Origin of the sequence: Bradyrhizobium sp. RDI18, from assembly GCF_043203335.1 — a bacterium.
Classification (GTDB): Bacteria; Pseudomonadota; Alphaproteobacteria; order Rhizobiales; family Xanthobacteraceae; genus Bradyrhizobium; species Bradyrhizobium retamae.
Genome location: NZ_JBICRN010000008.1, coordinates 5,182,158 through 5,197,352 on the forward strand (window position 1 = coordinate 5,182,158; position 15,195 = coordinate 5,197,352).

The following is a 15,195-nucleotide window of genomic DNA, read 5'->3' on the forward strand; positions in this document are numbered from 1 at the left end:
CCGTCATCGAGCGGTCCTCCCCATGGCCAATTTCTGAGATTCCGTACCTTGCCGGACGACATGCGGCTTCGCGACGGGGGTGACAGGCAGGCGAAGGACTTCAGCAGGCGATCCGAAAGCGAGCTGCACTCCGTCCCTCAGAAAGAGCACCGCGTCTGCGATGGTCAATAGTCGGGGCCGATGGGTGACTATTACCAGTGTCGCGCCGCGCGCTTTCGCCCGCTCGATGGCGGAGCACAGCGCCTGCTCACCCTCCGGATCGAGATTGGCATTCGGCTCATCCAGCAGGATCAATTTGCGATCGCCAAAGAAGGCACGGGCAAGACCGATACGCTGGCGCTGACCGCCGGAAAGCTTGTTGCCGTCGCGTCCTATTTCGGTCTGGTAGCCGGCTGACAAAGACAGAATCATCTCATGCGCCTGCGCGAGCGTGGCCGCGGCAACGATGTCCTCGTCACGCGCATGCTCGTCAAAGCCGGCGATAGCTTCGGCCACCGTCCCGCCCAGAAGCTGCACGTCCTGAGGAAGATAGCCGACAAACTGCCCAAGCTGGTCGGGGTCCCAGTTCTGCAGGGCTGCGTCGTCCAGCCGGATGGTGCCGCCACTCGGTCGTTCCAACCCCGCCATCAGGCGCAGCAAGGTCGATTTTCCGGCGCCGGTCGGCCCGATCACGACGATGATCCCGGAAGGCGGGCATTCGAAATTTATGCCTGCGAGTATCGGGCGCGGCGTCGTAGGTATCCGATATGACACCCGCTCGACTGCAATTCTGCCGGACGGTGACGGAAGCAGCGTACGTTTCTCGCGAACAAGAACCGGCGCTGCGGCCGTCTGAACTTGCTTCCAGGCCTCGTGCGCGGAAGTAAGGGCGCGCCGCGCCGAGATCAGACCTTCCATCGGCTGCAGCGTACGGGCGATCAGGATCGAACTCGCAATCAGACTGCCCGCCAGCACCTCGCTCTGGAGCACGAGCCAGGCGCCTGCGCCGATCGCGGCAACCTGCAAAGTCGTTCTTACCATGCGCGCCGCGGCGCCGATCGCATAAACGCGCTCGCTGGCTCGAACCACGGGGGACAAGGCCTGGTTGTTGAGGTCCATGAATTCGCGGATGGCACCTCTGGTCCAGCCCATCGCACGCACCAGAGCGGAATGCCGGACAATTCCGTCAAGTGTAATCTGGGTCTTCTGCGCGGCCTGGGACGCCTGCGCGATTTCGCTGCGCGCGATCCAGCGGCTCACGATGCCCATGGTGAGGAGGATCGCCGTTCCGACCAGCGCAATCAGACCGTACCAGGGGTGCAGAAAGAACAGGATGAAAATAAACGCAGGAAGAAAGGGAGCATCGAGCAGCGATGCAATCGTTGCGCTGGATAGGAACGTCCTCAGCTCGCGCACCTTTGCAAGATCTTGCACCCTGCTGTCACCCCGATTGGTGGCATCAACGATCATGCTTTCAAGCACGATGGGAGCGAGGTAGCGCTCAAATCCAACCGCAAAGCGACTGAGCAGCCGGCTGCGCAGGGTGTCGAACGCGGCGCTGAAAACAAGAGCAATTGCGGCGATGATGGTGAGGCCGACAAGGGTTTCAACGCTACCGCTGCTGATGACCCGATCGAACACTTCAACGGCGTAGAAGGGAACGACAAGGAGAAGTATGTTCAAGGACACGCTAAAGGCCACGACCCACACGAATGCGGATCGTCCCGGAATCAATCCAAGCAGCGATCGTGCAACGGGCGCTGGGATCTCACGACGGATACGCGAATACATGACTGGCCGGCACTGCTACTGACTGACGTATTGCAGAGGCAGGAGCGGGGCGGCCCGGCGGCCGCCCCGCTGAAGTCGTGGAGTTAAACAACCTCGATGGCCTCGTAACCCGCGGCGTTGTTGATGTCTTCGATCGACTCGAATGGCGTCGCGCCACCCGAAACGTCGGTGAGCGTGATGGTGCCGAAGCCGAAATCGAGCACCGTGTTCGTGCCGTCGTCATCGACCGAGACCACGACGGTGGCCGGATCAAGCGCATCGACGTGAACTTGATCGCCATCAGCAAAGCTCAGATCGGTGACTTCATCGTCGCCGAATTCGGCCCCGGTGCCGTCACCGAAATTGTGGTCATCGGTGCCTGCACCGCCTGTCAGCATATCGTTGCCGGCGCCACCGTCGAGGACATCGCCGCCATTGCCGCCGTCCAACTCATCGTCGCCCGCGCCGCCGTTGAGGGTGTCGTCGCCGGCGTTACCGGAGAGTATATCGTCTCCCTCTCCGCCATTGAGCTCATCGACATCGGCACCGCCAACAAGCATGTCATCTCCGGCGTCGCCGTCCAACGTATCGTCGCCCGCTCCGCCGCTGAGCTCGTCCGCGCCTTCGCCGCCGGACATCGTGTCGTTGCCAGCACCACCGGTCATGGTGTCGTCGCCATCGTCGCCGGACATGGTATCGTCGCCGCCGCCGCCGGCCATGTCGTCCGCGTCGTCGCCGCCGCTCATCGTGTCGTTGCCGCCTTGGCCGCTGAGCGTATCGTTGCCGGCACCGCCGTTCAGCGTGTCGTCATCGGCCCCGCCATCCAGCGTGTCGTTCCCGAGACCGCCATTCAGCGTGTCCATGCCCGCATTGCCGTTCAGGGTATCGTCACCGACCCCGCCGTTGAGCGTGTCATCGCCCCCGTTGCCCGACAGGTCGTCATCGCCGGCGCCGCCGTTGATGGTGTCATTATCGGCACCGCCGGCGATCGTATCGTTGCCGGCATTGCCGTTCAACGTATCCATACCGGCTCCGCCATCGATATCGTCGTCGCCCGCGCCGCCATTGACGGTGTCATCGCCTTCACCGCCGAGGATCGTATCGATGCCGGCGTTGCCGTTCAAAATGTCGTTGCCGGCTCCGCCATCAATATCGTCATCGCCCGCACCGCCACTGACGGTGTCATCGCCTTCACCGCCGGCGATCGTATCGTTGCCGGCATTGCCGTTCAACGTATCCATACCGGCTCCGCCATCGATATCGTCATCGCCTGCGCCGCCAGTGACGAGGTCATCGCCTTCCAGTCCGGTGATCGTATCGTTGCCGGCCAAGCCGCTGATCTCATCGGGATCTGGCGTGCCAACCAATGTGTCGTCGCCTGGTGTTCCGGGGATAATTGCCATGCTTTCTACTCCTTGCGCCCGAGCGTTCGCGATGCGGGTCGGCTCGCGGCCCGTCATGCACTAGCGATTTTGTGTTGGCTCGATTTCCATCACGCGATGTGGATTTCGACGGCGGCAACTTGGACGAAGGCGGGGCGGCGTCACAATCCCCATATGGGGACAAAAGAAATGTCTGATAGCGGACGTTTGGCCCGCAGACCCCGCGTTCGCTGTTGGAATGACGATCAGCTATTTGCTATTTTCGACTTGGGCCGCTCGGCCAAGCACGATCGGAAACATTCGCACATATTTCTTGATGAGATGGGGTCCCGCGAAGCGGCGCGGAAACAGACGCTTCTACGGGACCTCGCACCTTTGCGGAGGCCCTGAGGGGCATAGATGTCGTGCGTAAGAATAGCGCTCAGGGCTGCGGGCCGTCATAGCCCTCGATGACGATGAGGTCCGCGATCGAGTGCGGCTGACGGACCTTGATGTTGGCCTGGTATTCCGGCGAATTGTAGCAGGCCAGCGCTTTCTCATAGCTGTCGAATTCGATCACCACGTTGCGCGAGCGGCATTGGCCTTCGACCGCGGTGAACTGGCCGCCGCGCACGATGAAGCGCCCGCCGAATTTCTGGAAGATGGCCGGATTGGCCGCCATATACGGCTTGTAGCCCTCGTCATTGTGAACGTCGACGCGTCCGATCCAGTACCCTTTGGCCATCTCAATCTATCTCCTTCTCGTTGTTACGTGATCGCCTGCTTGATTTCCGCCTGAATGGCATCCGCAGCAAGCCTGGGATCGGCGGCTTCCGTGATGGGACGTCCGACCACCAGATAGTCGGCCCCCGCGGCAATCGCCCGCGTCGGCGTCATGATGCGCTTCTGGTCGCCGGTCGCAGTGCCTGCGGGGCGGATACCCGGCGTCACCAGATGCATCTGGTGGCCGACGATCTTGCGCAACGCGGCCGCCTCTTCCGGCGAGCTGACGAGGCCGTCGACGCCGAGCACCTGCGCTTGCTGGGCGCGTGCTTCCACCAGGTCGGAGACGTTGAGACGATAGCCGGCGGCATGCAGGTCCCCATCGTCATAAGAAGTCAGCACGGTGACAGCGAGAATTTTCAGACCCGAGCCTTGGCGCGCCTCGACCGCGGCCTTCATGGTCTGCGGATAGGCGTGCACGGTGAGGAAGGTCGCACCGAGTTTGGCGACGCTCTCCACGCCGCGCGCCACCGTATTGCCGATGTCGTGCAGCTTGAGATCGATAAAAACCTTCTTGCCTGACTTCGCCAGTTGCTGCGCCAGCGGCAGGCCGCCGGCATATGCGAGCTGATAGCCGATCTTGTAGAAGCTCACGCTGTCGCCGAGCCGCGCGATCAACGCTTCCGCCTCGGTCACTCCGGGCAGGTCGAGCGCAACGATCAGCCGATCCTTCGGCGCGATACTGGCTGGCTGCATGTCACCTCACATCATGCGTTGGGAAACGTCGATCAACTGCCGCACCAGCGCTTTCAGCCCCTCGGCATCAGCGGCATTCTTCAGGCGATCCATCTCATCATAGGCATCGTCGGCGAACGCCAGCGCGAACTGGTTCGGTATCACGGTTGCATGACACGCCGTCAGGATCAGCCGCAGCGCGGCCAGCGCGCGGGCGCCACCGAGCCGGTTGCCGGAGGCTGACGCAATCGCAAACACCCGATCGCGAAACACCTGGCCGCGGGTCTCGTGCGCGTCCTGCACCCGGCTGACCCAGTCGATGGTGTTTTTCACCAGCGCCGGCACTGAGGAATTGTATTCCGGCGTCACGATCAGCACGCCATGATGGGCTGCCATCATCCGCTTCAGGTTGACCGCGTGTTTCGGCACGCCAGATTTAGCCTGCAGGTCGCCGTCATAGATCGGCAGCGGGAAATCAACCAGCGAGATGCGGGTGACTTCGGCGCCGGCTTGTGCCAGTTCGTGCACGGCCACCGCCGCCAGCCTCGCATTGAGCGAGCCGGTGCGGAGCGATCCCGGGATCACGAGGATTTTCAGCGCGGACATTTCTTAGAAATCGCATTCGGGGCTAACCGTCCGCGCGACAGCGGACGGCTCAGCCCTTGCGATACACCCAGACCCGCGCGGGCGGAAGGTTCATCCAGATCCGCTCGGAGGCCTCTGTGGACACGCCCGGCAGCGATTTCGGAATCGGCGGTGCCACCGAATAGGTGAACTGCACGAAGGGCGCGCCCGGCGCCAGCGCCAGGAAGGCGTCGCGGATCAGCTTCAGGCGGGTCAGCATCGGTTTTGTCACCAGCGGCAGGCCGGAGATCACGGCAGACGCCGGCGCATCCAGCGCATCTCCGAGCGAAGCGCGAAGCGTGTAGGCATCGCCCTGTACGACCTTGGCCTGAGGATAGCGATCGCGCAGCAGGGCGCAGAAGCCCGGATTATATTCGACCAGCACGAGCCGCTTCTGATCTACGCCATGTTCGATCAGCGCGTTGGTGATCGCGCCGGTCCCGGGCCCAAGTTCGACGACCGGCCCTTCGGAATCGACATCGACATATTGCGCCATGGTGCGGGCGAGCACCTTGCTCGACGGCATCACCGCGCCCATGTGCAGCGGCTTTTCAATCCATGAACGAAGGAAGCGCACCTCGTCGTCGAGACGAGGCTTCTTCAACGCACGCACGGACGATTGCAAAGGCATGTCGCTACCAGGCGGGACCCGCTGACGGGCGGGAATGTCAAAAAACAGTCATGAACACGTATAGGTCGACGGGGATATGGTCAAGCCAAACGGTAATGCGCCAGACGCGCCAAAGTGCCCGCGACCCGGCGATAACACCCTGTGCAAGCTGAATGAATCATGACTGCCGGGCGACAACGGCGCTCGCCCGGGCGACGTGCATGCGGTTCAGGAGCCCGCGCGGCTGCCGAAGAAGTCCTTGACCTTGGTGAAGAAGCCCAACGCCTCCGGCTGGGTTGCCCCGGAGGACAGCTTTTCGAACTCGGCGAGCAGTTCCTGCTGCTTCTTGGTCAGATTCTGCGGCGTTTCGACCATGACCTGGACATACATGTCGCCGGTCTGGCGCGAGCGGAGCACCGGCATGCCCTTTGATGCAATGCGGAAACGGCGGCCGGACTGCGTTCCAGCCGGCACCTTCACCTTGGTCTTGCCCTTGTCGATGGTGGGCACCTCGAATTCGCCGCCGAGCGCGGCCGCGACCATCGAGATCGGAACCCGGCAGTGCAAATCGGCGCCGTCGCGCTGGAAGAATTCGTGGGTGGCCAGCGACAAGAAAATGTAGAGGTCGCCGGGTGGGCCGCCGCGGACACCGGCCTCGCCTTCGCCGGCCAGCCGGATACGCGTGCCGTCTTCGACGCCCGGCGGAATGTTGACCGACAACGTCCGGTCGCGCGTCACCGTCCCGTGCCCGAGCAATTCGGGCAGGCGTCCTCGATCATCTGACCGCGGCCCTGACAGCCGGGGCAGGTCCGCTCCAGCGTGAAGAAGCCCTGAGCCTGACGGACGCGGCCGGCGCCGCCGCACATCGCGCAGGTCTTCGGCTTGGTGCCGGCCTTGGCGCCGGTGCCCGAACAGGGCTCGCAGGTGACCGAGACCGGAATTTCGATCTGCGCGGTCTTGCCGAGGTAGGCTTCCTCGAGCGTGATTTCCATGTTGTAGCGCAGATCGGCGCCGCGCTCTCGTCCGCCGCCGCGCCCGCGCTGCCCGGCCATGCCGAACAGGTCCTCGAAAATATCTGAAAACGACGAGGCGAAGCCGGCGCCGAAGCCAGGACCGCCGCCGCCCATGCCCTGCTCGAACGCGGCGTGGCCGTAGCGGTCATAGGCGGCGCGCTTGTCGCCGTCTTTCAGGACTTCGTAGGCCTCGTTGATTTCCTTGAATTTCATTTCGCTGGCGGCATCACCTGGATTCCTGTCCGGATGCCATTTCATCGCGAGCTTGCGGAAGGCCGACTTGAGCTTGGATTCGTCCGCGTTCCGCTCGACTTCCAGGGTTTCGTAATAGCAGCGCTTGGTGGACATCAGTCAAACCCGCCCGAAATTCGTCTTCATGCCGAAAGCACCTTCAATCGAAGATGCCGCGATCGGCTTAAAGAAAAATGACCCCCACCCATCGAACGCGAGCCGTGCGCTCTTTTGGATGAGGGTCATGATCGAAAGCCCGCTTATGCTGACTTCTTGTTGTTCTTGTCGTCGTCGACCTCGGTGAACTCCGCGTCGACCACGTCATCCTTGGCAGCATCCCGCTTGGCGTCCGCCTCGGCCTGCTGCTTGTACATGGCCTCGCCGAGCTTCATCGAAGCCTGCGCCAGCGTGTTGGTCTTGGCCTTGATGGCCTCGGCGTCGTCGCCCTTCAACGCTTCCTTCAAATCGCTGACGGCGTCCTCGATGGCGCGGCGCTCTGAGTCTTCCACCTTCGAACCGTGCTCGGCCAGCGCCTTCTCGGTGGAATGCACCAGCGCGTCGGCATGGTTCTTGGCGTCGACCGCCTCGCGTCGCTTCTTGTCCTCGGCCGCGTTGGCCTCGGCATCCTTGACCATCTTCTGGATGTCGGCTTCGGAGAGGCCGCCCGATGCCTGAATCCGGATCTGCTGCTCCTTGCCGGTCGCCTTGTCCCTGGCCGAGACATTGACGATGCCGTTGGCGTCGATATCGAAGGTGACCTCGATCTGCGGCATGCCGCGCGGCGCCGGCGGAATGCCCATCAGGTCGAACTGGCCGAGCACCTTGTTGTCGGCCGCCATTTCACGCTCGCCCTGGAAGACGCGGATGGTGACGGCATTCTGGTTGTCCTCGGCGGTCGAGAACACCTGGCTCTTCTTGGTCGGGATCGTGGTGTTGCGGTCGATGATGCGGGTGAACACGCCACCCAGCGTCTCGATGCCGAGCGACAGCGGCGTCACGTCGAGCAGCAGCACGTCCTTGACGTCGCCCTGCAGCACGCCCGCTTGAATGGCCGCACCGATGGCGACGACTTCGTCCGGGTTGACGCCCTTGTGCGGCTCCTTGCCGAACAACTGCTTCACGACCTCCTGGACCTTCGGCATGCGGGTCATGCCGCCGACCAGCACCACTTCGCCGATTTCGGCGGCGGTGAGCCCTGCGTCCTTCAGCGCCTTGCGGCAGGGCTCGATGGTCTTCTGAACGAGATCGTCGACGAGAGCCTCGAACTTGGCGCGCGTCAGCTTCATCGTCAGATGCTTCGGCCCGGTCTGGTCGGCCGTGATGAACGGCAGGTTGATTTCGGTCTGCGTCGTCGACGACAGCTCGATCTTGGCCTTTTCAGCCGCCTCCTTCAGGCGCTGCAGGGCGAGCTTGTCGTTGCGCAGGTTGATACCCTGCTCCTTCTGGAATTCGTCGGCGAGATAGCCGACCAGGCGCATGTCGAAATCTTCACCGCCGAGGAAGGTATCGCCGTTGGTCGACTTCACCTCGAACACGCCGTCGCCGATTTCGAGAATCGAGACGTCGAAGGTGCCGCCGCCGAGGTCGTACACCGCGATGGTGCCGGATTTCGATTTGTCGAGACCGTAGGCGAGCGCTGCGGCCGTCGGCTCGTTGATGATGCGCAGCACTTCTAGACCAGCGATCTTGCCGGCATCCTTGGTGGCCTGACGCTGCGCGTCGTTGAAGTAGGCGGGAACCGTGATGACGGCCTGCTCGACCTTCTGGCCGAGATGGGCTTCCGCGGTCTCCTTCATCTTCTGCAGGATGAAGGCGGAGACCTGCGAGGGCGAATAGGTCTTGCCGTCGGCCTCGACCCAGGCGTCGCCGTTCGATGCCTTGACGATCTTGTAGGGAACGAGCTTCTTGTCCTTCTCGACCATCGGGTCGTCATAGCGGCGGCCAATCAGGCGCTTCACCGCAAAGAACGTCCGCTCGGGATTGGTCACCGCCTGGCGCTTGGCAGGCTGGCCGACGAGGCGCTCGCCGTCATCGGTGACGGCAACGATCGAAGGCGTGGTGCGCATGCCCTCCGCGTTCTCGATGACTTTTGCAGTCTTGCCATCCATTACGGCGACACACGAATTCGTGGTGCCGAGATCGATCCCAATGACCTTTCCCATGGTCCTCATATCCTTCTTTTTGCGGCAGGTTGGCTGGGCCCTGGACGGCGCACCTAACCGAACCCCCAACGTTCAAATACTCGCGATATTGCGACGGTGAGCCTCATATAGGAGGGGGGGTTGTGCCTGCAAGGACCGAGCGCAAGCTTAGGGCCTGAAAAGGCTGGCGTTTGAAAGATTGTGCCGTCCAGGGCCGGGCCTCTGTGCCGCGATCGGTGTTAAGAAATCGGCAACTCCTTTATCGCTCACACCCCGAAGCGTTGCACAGCGATACGGCAGCATCCTCACGGCGTGGACCGGCCACCGGTTGAGGGGACGCGGTATTTGGCCGCTGGAAGCGCCCAAAAAAGAGCTCGGAGACCGGGCAGAATGCCGCGAAATAGGAGCGAGGCGGGGGAACGGACGCCCGCCCTGCCCTGTTGCAGGGACACCAAAACCGCTAAAAGCGGGCCGAACGGAACGACCCAGTCGCGCCCTGAGGCCCAGATTCCACCAGCTCCACCGTCCGATCTTTGAACGGCCTCCATGCAAACCCGGTAGACCCTCCATGAAGCTACTTAGATATTTTGCTGCGGTTGCCCTCCTCGTTGCCGCCACCTCCTCCGCGTTCGCCGCGGACCCAGTTTTCCCGCCGGGCGCCAGGGTCGGCATGACGCCGCTGGTCGGCCTCAACAAGGCCAGGGCGTTCACGGGATTCGAGACCGAAGACCAGGGCGTCAAGGTCCTGGTCGCCGACCTGCCCGCCGAGGCTTATGGCGAGGTCGCCAACGCCTTCAAAGCCAATCCCGGCGGCACTGGCGGCATCAAGCCGGAGAGCATCGAGACCAAGGCGGGGCTCGCCTACTACACCGCCGAAAACGCCAAGGACGGCGCCACCAACGTGCGCCGTTATTCCATGATCCTGCCCGGCCCTACCTTCTCCGGCTACGTCGCCGTGCAGGTGCCGGAGAACGCCTCGAAGATCTACACCGACGATGCCGTGCGCCAGATGTTCGCGTCTGCTGTGATCCGCGTTGAGGTTCCTGTCGAGGAACAGCTCGGGATGATGCCGTTCAAGATCGGCGAGCCTCGAGCTTCAAGAACGTCCGTACGCTGGCGCCAGGCGCCGCCCTCATTCTCTCCGACAGCGACGAAAAGAAAGGTTTCGAGGTCGCCCCCTTCATGATCATCGGCCTGATCGGCTCGACGGCCGCGTCGCCTGACGATCGCGGCCGCTTTGCCCAGCAGATCGCGACCACCATTCCCGGCGTACGCGACGGGCGTATCACGATGTCCGAGCCGGTCCGCATCGATGGCCAGCCCGGCTACGAGACGCGGATCGACGCCATCAGCGGCAAGGACAATACGCCGGTGACGATCGTGCAATGGCTGCGGTTCGGCTCCCAGACCTCGATGCGCATCATCGGCTCTTCGCCGCGCGATGATTGGACCAAGGCCTTTCCACGCTTCCGCGCCGTGCGCGACGGAATCCGGCCGCGAGCCTGATCGCGAACTCGAAAAAGCACGCGCCCTGATATTCAGGACGCGCTGAAATTTCGGGCTTTCGTTCGTACACCAGTGGAACTAGCCTTCCCCTGTCGGGGTTCACGACAGGGGAGACGCGCTATGCTTTCTCGTAGGCTGGTTCTGACGGGCTTTGGCGCGGCATCCGTCCTCGCCCTCGTTCCAACGACGCCATGGGCTGCACCAATGAAACCCGACGACGCCTCCGCGCTCCTCGTCATCGACGTACAAAATTGCTTCCTTCCCGGCGGCACCCTCGCGGTCAAGGATGGCGACCAGGTCGTTCCCGTCATCAACCGCATCGCCAAGGGCTTTGCCAACGTGGTGCTGACGCGGGACTGGCACACCGCAGGCCATGTTTCGTTCGCGACATCGCATTCCGGCAAGAAGCCGTTCGAGACGGTCGATCTTCCCTACGGCAAGCAGGTGCTGTGGCCGGATCACTGCGTGCAGGGGACCGAGGGCGCATCGCTGTCGAAGGACCTCGCAATCCCGCACGCCGGTCTCGTCATCCGCAAGGGTTTCAACAAGAACGTCGACAGCTATTCGGCATTCACCGAGGCCGACGGCAAGACCACGACGGGGCTGGCCGCCTACCTGAAGGCGCGCAAGGTGAAGCGGGTTTTCCTCGCCGGCCTCGCGACCGACTTCTGCGTGGCATGGAGCGCGCTGGATGCGCGCAAGGCAGGTTTCGAGACTTACGTGATCGAGGACGCCTGCCGCGGCATCGACACCCAGGGCTCGCTCGCAAAAGCCTGGGCCGACATGACCAAGGCCGGCGTCAAGCGCATTCAGTCGAGCGATATCGCAGCCTAGTGCGTTCGTCTTGCCCGGTTCAGGGGTTTGGGATGTCAGGTCCAGCGGCTCCACTCGCGTTCGAGATGATCCGTCGTGCGCCATCGCAGCGCATGACAGGCCTGATCGCCGGCATGACGGGCTATCGCGAAACCGCGCCCGGCCGGTTTTTCCAGCGCGAAGCCGCAGGTCTGGTAGTCCCGCTGATCATCAGCTTCGGCACACCGTTCCTGATCGCCCTCGGACGCGATCCTGACGCCGATGATCGGCAGCCGAGTTTCGGCGCCGGGCTTTATGCCGGTCCGGTTCATATCGAATCCGATGGCGGCGCCGAATGCGTGCAGGTGGATTTCACGCCGCTCGGCGCCTATCGCTTCTTTGGCGGGGCCGTCGCCGATCTCACCGCGCGCATGGTCGACATTGGCGACGTACTGGGGCCTGAGGGACCGCACCTGCGCGAGCGGCTTGGCGCGATATCCTGCTGGCAGGACCGCTTCGATCTGGTCGAGGATTTTGTTGCAGGGCGTGCCAGCCATCGGCCTTCGCCCGAGATCGCATTCGCCTATGGACGGCTCGCACGCAGCGCGGGCAGCGTGCGCATCACTGCGCTTGCAAGAGAGATCGGCTGGAGCCGCAAGCACTTGGTCGATCGCTTCCGAGCAGAAATTGGTCTGGCACCAAAGCCGGTCGCACGCATGATGCGCTTTCATGAAGCGTGTCGGCTGGCGCGGACGGGAGCGGGAAGCGGCTGGGCCTCCATTGCGGCTGAAAGCGGATATTCGGACCAGGCGCATCTTGGCCGCGAATTCGCCGATCTTGCCGGCGAGACACCGACGGCCTGGGCCCGGCGGCTGACGCTGATCGACAGCCGCCTGACGCGGCCGCTAGACGCAGTGGACGCCTAGGCGGTCAGGTAACAAATCTTCAAGCCGACGCACCGCGCCTTGCGATATTGGCGAGGTAACGCAATGCGAGGAGTTGCCCGTGACCAGTCCAAGCAAAAGCGAAGCGCCGCGCCTTTATCCGACGATGCGCTGCCGGGATGCCGAAGCGATGATCCGCTGGCTCAAGGAGGTCGTTGGTTTTACCGAACGCGCCGTCTACCGGAACGGCGGCACCATCCATCACGCCGAGCTTGCATTTGGGCCCTCGATCCTGATGCTCGGCCAGAGCAGGGAGGACGAATACGGCAAGCTCGTCGGCGATATCGGCGGCCGTCGCACGGATGCGCTGTATGTCGCGGTCGACGATCCCGACGCGCTGTATGCCAAAGTGAAGGCCGCCGGCGGCAAGATCGAAATGGAACTGCGCGACACCGACTATGGCAGCCGCGACTTCGCGTGCCGCGACCCGGAAGGCAATCTCTGGAGTTTTGGGACCTACAGGCCGAGGGCGGACGAGAGGCCGCTGTAAGCATAGGCCCGCGTCAACCGCCTTCGGTGATACTCCGTAGACCCTCATCCCTGCGCGAGCGCAATTGCGCTCGTCGCTGGAGGAACGGGCCTGCGCGCGTCTCGAAGGATGAAGGCCGCGCCTCCGCAGCGGGGCCTTCATGGTTCGAAACGGCGCTTGCGCGCCTATTTACGCCGCGCTGTTCGGCTCATTGTTGGCGGCCGGCGCGGCCTTGGCGCCGCCCTTCGACACGCCGACCAGCGCCGGGCGCAGTATGCGTTCGCCGATCATGAAGCCGGCCTGCACGACCTGAACCACCGTCCCTGCGGGAACGGACGGATCGGGCACTTCGTACATCGCCTGCTGGAAATTGGGATCGAATTTCTCGCCCGACGGATCGAACTTCTTGACGCCGTTCTTCTCCAGCGTGTTCAGCAGCGAGCGCTCGGTCAGCTCGACGCCTTCGATGAAAGCCTTCAGCGCCGGATCGGCGGTGGCCTTGGTCTCGGCCGGCATGGCATCGAGGGCGCGCTGCAGATTGTCGGCGATTTCGAGAATGTCGCGGGCGAAGCCGGTGATGCCATAGGCGCGCGCGTCGGCGACTTCCTTGGCGGTGCGCTTGCGCAAATTTTCCATCTCCGCCAGCGTGCGCAGCATCTTGTCGCGCGCTTCCGCCGCTTCCTTCGTCAACGCCTCGACCGATCCTTCCTCGGGATCGTCGGGCATGATGTAGGGTTTTGAGACCACGGGCTCGCCGGTCTGGTTGGCGGGTTGTGCCCCGTCGTCACTCGGCCGGTTGGGATCGGTCATAAGACTGCCTTCTCAAAAAACGGTTCTGGTTGGATGGGGATTTGCTGAGCGGGATATCGTGCTTTAGGGGCCGAAAATCAAGCGCAACCAGCCAGGATCGGGGTCGATTCGTGGCGGATCAGCCGCCCAGCATCCGGCTGACAATGCGGGCGGCGTAATCCACCGTCGGAATCACCCGTGCATAGTTCAGCCGTGTCGGCCCGATCACGCCGAGAACCCCGACGATGCGGCCCGAGGCGTCGCCATAGGGTGCGATGATGGTCGAGGAACCGGACAGCGAGAACAATTTGTTCTCCGATCCGATGAAGATCCGCACGCCTTCGGCGCGCTCGGCCCGGCCCAACAGGTCGATCACGCCGCGCTTGGTCTCGAGATCGTCGAACAGCGACTTGACGCGTTCGAGATCTTCCAGCGCGTGCAAATCTTCCAGCAGGTTAGCATGCCCGCGCACGATCAATTGCCGGTCTTCGTTTTCGCCGCCCGACCAGCTCGCAATGCCGGCCTCGATCACCTTCTGCGTCAGTTGGTCGAGCTCGATGCGGCTCTGCGCCATCGCGGTTTCGAGTTCGAGCCGCGCTTCGGCGAGCGTACGGCCGCGAATCCGCGCATTGAGAAAATTGCTCGCTTCGGTCAGTGCCGAGGAAGGCACGCCGGGCGGCAGCGTCAGCACGCGGTTTTCGACCTGGCCGTCTTCGCCGACCAGCACGACCAGCGCGCGCTCCGGCTCCAGCCGCACGAACTCGATGTGTTTGAGCCGCGAATTGGATTTGGCGGTCAGCACCACCGCAGCCGCACGGGTCAGGCCGGACAGCCGCGTCAGCGCCTCGCCGAGCGCCGCCTCGACCGACTGCGCCCGGCCGACGGAGGCAAGCTGGTTCTGGATCGATTCCCGTTCCGGCTCGGTGAGGTCACCGACCTGCATCAGGGCGTCGACAAAGAAGCGCAGGCCGAGTTCAGTGGGCAGGCGACCGGCCGAGGTATGCGGCGCGTAGATCAGGCCGAGCGCTTCGAGGTCCGACATCACGTTACGGACGGAAGCCGGCGACAGCGGCACCGCGATCAAGCGGGATATGTTGCGCGAACCGACGGGGTCGCCGGTCGCGAGATAACTCTCGACGATTTGACGAAAAATGTCGCGCGAGCGCTCGTTGAGCTGGGCGAGCCCCGCATGCGGCGCGATCAGGCCAATCGGATCGTGGTGGGCCACTGCTAACTCCCTGATACCCCTAATTTGTCGATCCGGCGGGCCGATGACAAGCGCCGCTTTCACCATGGCGTTTTCGAGCGAAGCATGCCCTCGGACTTGATCCGGGGGTAGATGCCGGCTCGCGTAAAGAAAGCGCGTCAAAACAAGAAGGTAGAGGTTCGGTTCTGATCGATTCAGAACCGAACTCTAGCCCGAAACAAGGCAAAAACCCTTGCCGCTGCCCGCTCCCCCTCCTACAAGCACCGCGAACGAACTTTCGCTCGATTTTTGGAAGGATTCC

Annotated in this window: 13 protein-coding genes and 3 pseudogenes; 4 read left to right on the plus strand and 12 right to left on the minus strand. The window is 63.1% G+C overall.

The genetic code is table 11. The features are described 5' to 3' along the window. Positions 1 to 3: 3 nt before the first annotated feature. From ACFXS9_RS34120 to dnaK, 10 genes and pseudogenes are all read right to left on the minus strand, one after another. Positions 4 to 1,770, minus strand: a complete 1,767-nt coding sequence (locus ACFXS9_RS34120) for a type I secretion system permease/ATPase (protein WP_392696882.1) — start codon at positions 1,768 to 1,770, stop codon at positions 4 to 6. 83 nt (positions 1,771 to 1,853) lie between these two features. Continuing rightward, positions 1,854 to 2,495, minus strand: coding sequence for a calcium-binding protein (locus ACFXS9_RS34125; RefSeq protein ID WP_392700163.1), 642 nt, complete (start codon positions 2,493 to 2,495; stop codon positions 1,854 to 1,856). A gap of 21 nt (positions 2,496 to 2,516) precedes the next feature. Continuing rightward, positions 2,517 to 3,209, minus strand: a pseudogene (locus tag ACFXS9_RS34130) (calcium-binding protein); the annotation flags it as partial. Between the two features lie 343 nt (positions 3,210 to 3,552). Beyond that, positions 3,553 to 3,855, minus strand: a complete 303-nt coding sequence (locus ACFXS9_RS34135) for a DUF1330 domain-containing protein (protein ID WP_057844815.1) — start codon at positions 3,853 to 3,855, stop codon at positions 3,553 to 3,555. A 23-nt stretch (positions 3,856 to 3,878) separates the two neighbouring features. Then, positions 3,879 to 4,589 (minus strand): orotidine-5'-phosphate decarboxylase, encoded by a 711-nt coding sequence (gene pyrF, locus ACFXS9_RS34140; RefSeq protein ID WP_392696886.1) that lies wholly within the window; start codon positions 4,587 to 4,589, stop codon positions 3,879 to 3,881. Positions 4,590 to 4,595: 6 nt separating this feature from the next. Further along, positions 4,596 to 5,174, minus strand: a complete 579-nt coding sequence (locus ACFXS9_RS34145) for an NADPH-dependent FMN reductase (RefSeq protein WP_392696889.1) — start codon at positions 5,172 to 5,174, stop codon at positions 4,596 to 4,598. A gap of 49 nt (positions 5,175 to 5,223) precedes the next feature. Next, entirely contained in the window at positions 5,224 to 5,823 is a 600-nt protein-coding gene (locus tag ACFXS9_RS34150; RefSeq protein ID WP_334365815.1) for an rRNA adenine N-6-methyltransferase family protein, read from the minus strand. A 207-nt stretch (positions 5,824 to 6,030) separates the two neighbouring features. Then, positions 6,031 to 6,666, minus strand: a complete 636-nt coding sequence (locus tag ACFXS9_RS34155; RefSeq protein ID WP_392696892.1) for a DnaJ C-terminal domain-containing protein — start codon at positions 6,664 to 6,666, stop codon at positions 6,031 to 6,033. After that, a pseudogene (locus ACFXS9_RS34160) lies at positions 6,603 to 7,163 on the minus strand (DnaJ domain-containing protein); the annotation flags it as partial. The gene ACFXS9_RS34155 and the pseudogene ACFXS9_RS34160, both read right to left, overlap by 64 nt. Positions 7,164 to 7,306: 143 nt before the next feature. Continuing rightward, positions 7,307 to 9,208 carry a molecular chaperone DnaK gene (gene dnaK / locus ACFXS9_RS34165; RefSeq protein ID WP_392696895.1) on the minus strand — a complete coding sequence of 634 codons (1,902 nt, stop codon included), beginning with the start codon at positions 9,206 to 9,208 and terminating at the stop codon, positions 7,307 to 7,309. Between the two features lie 547 nt (positions 9,209 to 9,755). Here dnaK and ACFXS9_RS34170 point away from each other — a divergent pair. The 4 genes and pseudogenes from ACFXS9_RS34170 (at position 9,756) to ACFXS9_RS34185 (ending at position 12,919) form a co-directional block, all read left to right on the plus strand. Continuing rightward, a pseudogene (locus ACFXS9_RS34170) lies at positions 9,756 to 10,693 on the plus strand (hypothetical protein). Positions 10,694 to 10,813: 120 nt separating this feature from the next. Further along, a complete protein-coding gene (pncA, locus tag ACFXS9_RS34175; protein ID WP_392696898.1) occupies positions 10,814 to 11,527 on the plus strand; it encodes a bifunctional nicotinamidase/pyrazinamidase in 714 nt (237 codons plus the stop codon). A gap of 32 nt (positions 11,528 to 11,559) precedes the next feature. Next, positions 11,560 to 12,411 carry a helix-turn-helix domain-containing protein gene (locus ACFXS9_RS34180; RefSeq protein WP_392696901.1) on the plus strand — a complete coding sequence of 284 codons (852 nt, stop codon included), beginning with the start codon at positions 11,560 to 11,562 and terminating at the stop codon, positions 12,409 to 12,411. Positions 12,412 to 12,490: 79 nt separating this feature from the next. Next, a complete protein-coding gene (locus tag ACFXS9_RS34185) occupies positions 12,491 to 12,919 on the plus strand; it encodes a VOC family protein (RefSeq protein ID WP_392696904.1) in 429 nt (142 codons plus the stop codon). Positions 12,920 to 13,087: 168 nt separating this feature from the next. Here ACFXS9_RS34185 and grpE read toward each other — a convergent pair whose 3' ends face one another. Both grpE and hrcA read right to left on the minus strand, forming a co-directional pair. Further along, a complete protein-coding gene (gene grpE / locus ACFXS9_RS34190) occupies positions 13,088 to 13,708 on the minus strand; it encodes a nucleotide exchange factor GrpE (RefSeq protein ID WP_392696907.1) in 621 nt (206 codons plus the stop codon). 118 nt (positions 13,709 to 13,826) lie between these two features. Further along, positions 13,827 to 14,915 (minus strand): heat-inducible transcriptional repressor HrcA, encoded by a 1,089-nt coding sequence (gene hrcA / locus ACFXS9_RS34195; protein ID WP_334371624.1) that lies wholly within the window; start codon positions 14,913 to 14,915, stop codon positions 13,827 to 13,829. Between the last annotated feature and the right edge of the window lie 280 nt (positions 14,916 to 15,195).

Bases quoted from the DNA above. Each gene is read 5' to 3' on its own strand.
- ACFXS9_RS34120 (WP_392696882.1), bottom strand. From the start codon at position 1,770: ATGTATTCGCGTATCCGTCGTGAGATCCCAGCGCCCGTTGCACGATCG.
- ACFXS9_RS34125 (WP_392700163.1), bottom strand. From the start codon at position 2,495: ATGAGCGGCGGCGACGACGCGGACGACATGGCCGGCGGCGGCGGCGAC.
- ACFXS9_RS34135 (WP_057844815.1), bottom strand. From the start codon at position 3,855: ATGGCCAAAGGGTACTGGATCGGACGCGTCGACGTTCACAATGACGAG.
- pyrF (WP_392696886.1), bottom strand. From the start codon at position 4,589: ATGCAGCCAGCCAGTATCGCGCCGAAGGATCGGCTGATCGTTGCGCTC.
- ACFXS9_RS34145 (WP_392696889.1), bottom strand. From the start codon at position 5,174: ATGTCCGCGCTGAAAATCCTCGTGATCCCGGGATCGCTCCGCACCGGC.
- ACFXS9_RS34150 (WP_334365815.1), bottom strand. From the start codon at position 5,823: ATGCCTTTGCAATCGTCCGTGCGTGCGTTGAAGAAGCCTCGTCTCGAC.
- dnaK (WP_392696895.1), bottom strand. From the start codon at position 9,208: ATGGGAAAGGTCATTGGGATCGATCTCGGCACCACGAATTCGTGTGTC.
- pncA (WP_392696898.1), top strand. From the start codon at position 10,814: ATGCTTTCTCGTAGGCTGGTTCTGACGGGCTTTGGCGCGGCATCCGTC.
- ACFXS9_RS34180 (WP_392696901.1), top strand. From the start codon at position 11,560: ATGTCAGGTCCAGCGGCTCCACTCGCGTTCGAGATGATCCGTCGTGCG.
- grpE (WP_392696907.1), bottom strand. From the start codon at position 13,708: ATGACCGATCCCAACCGGCCGAGTGACGACGGGGCACAACCCGCCAAC.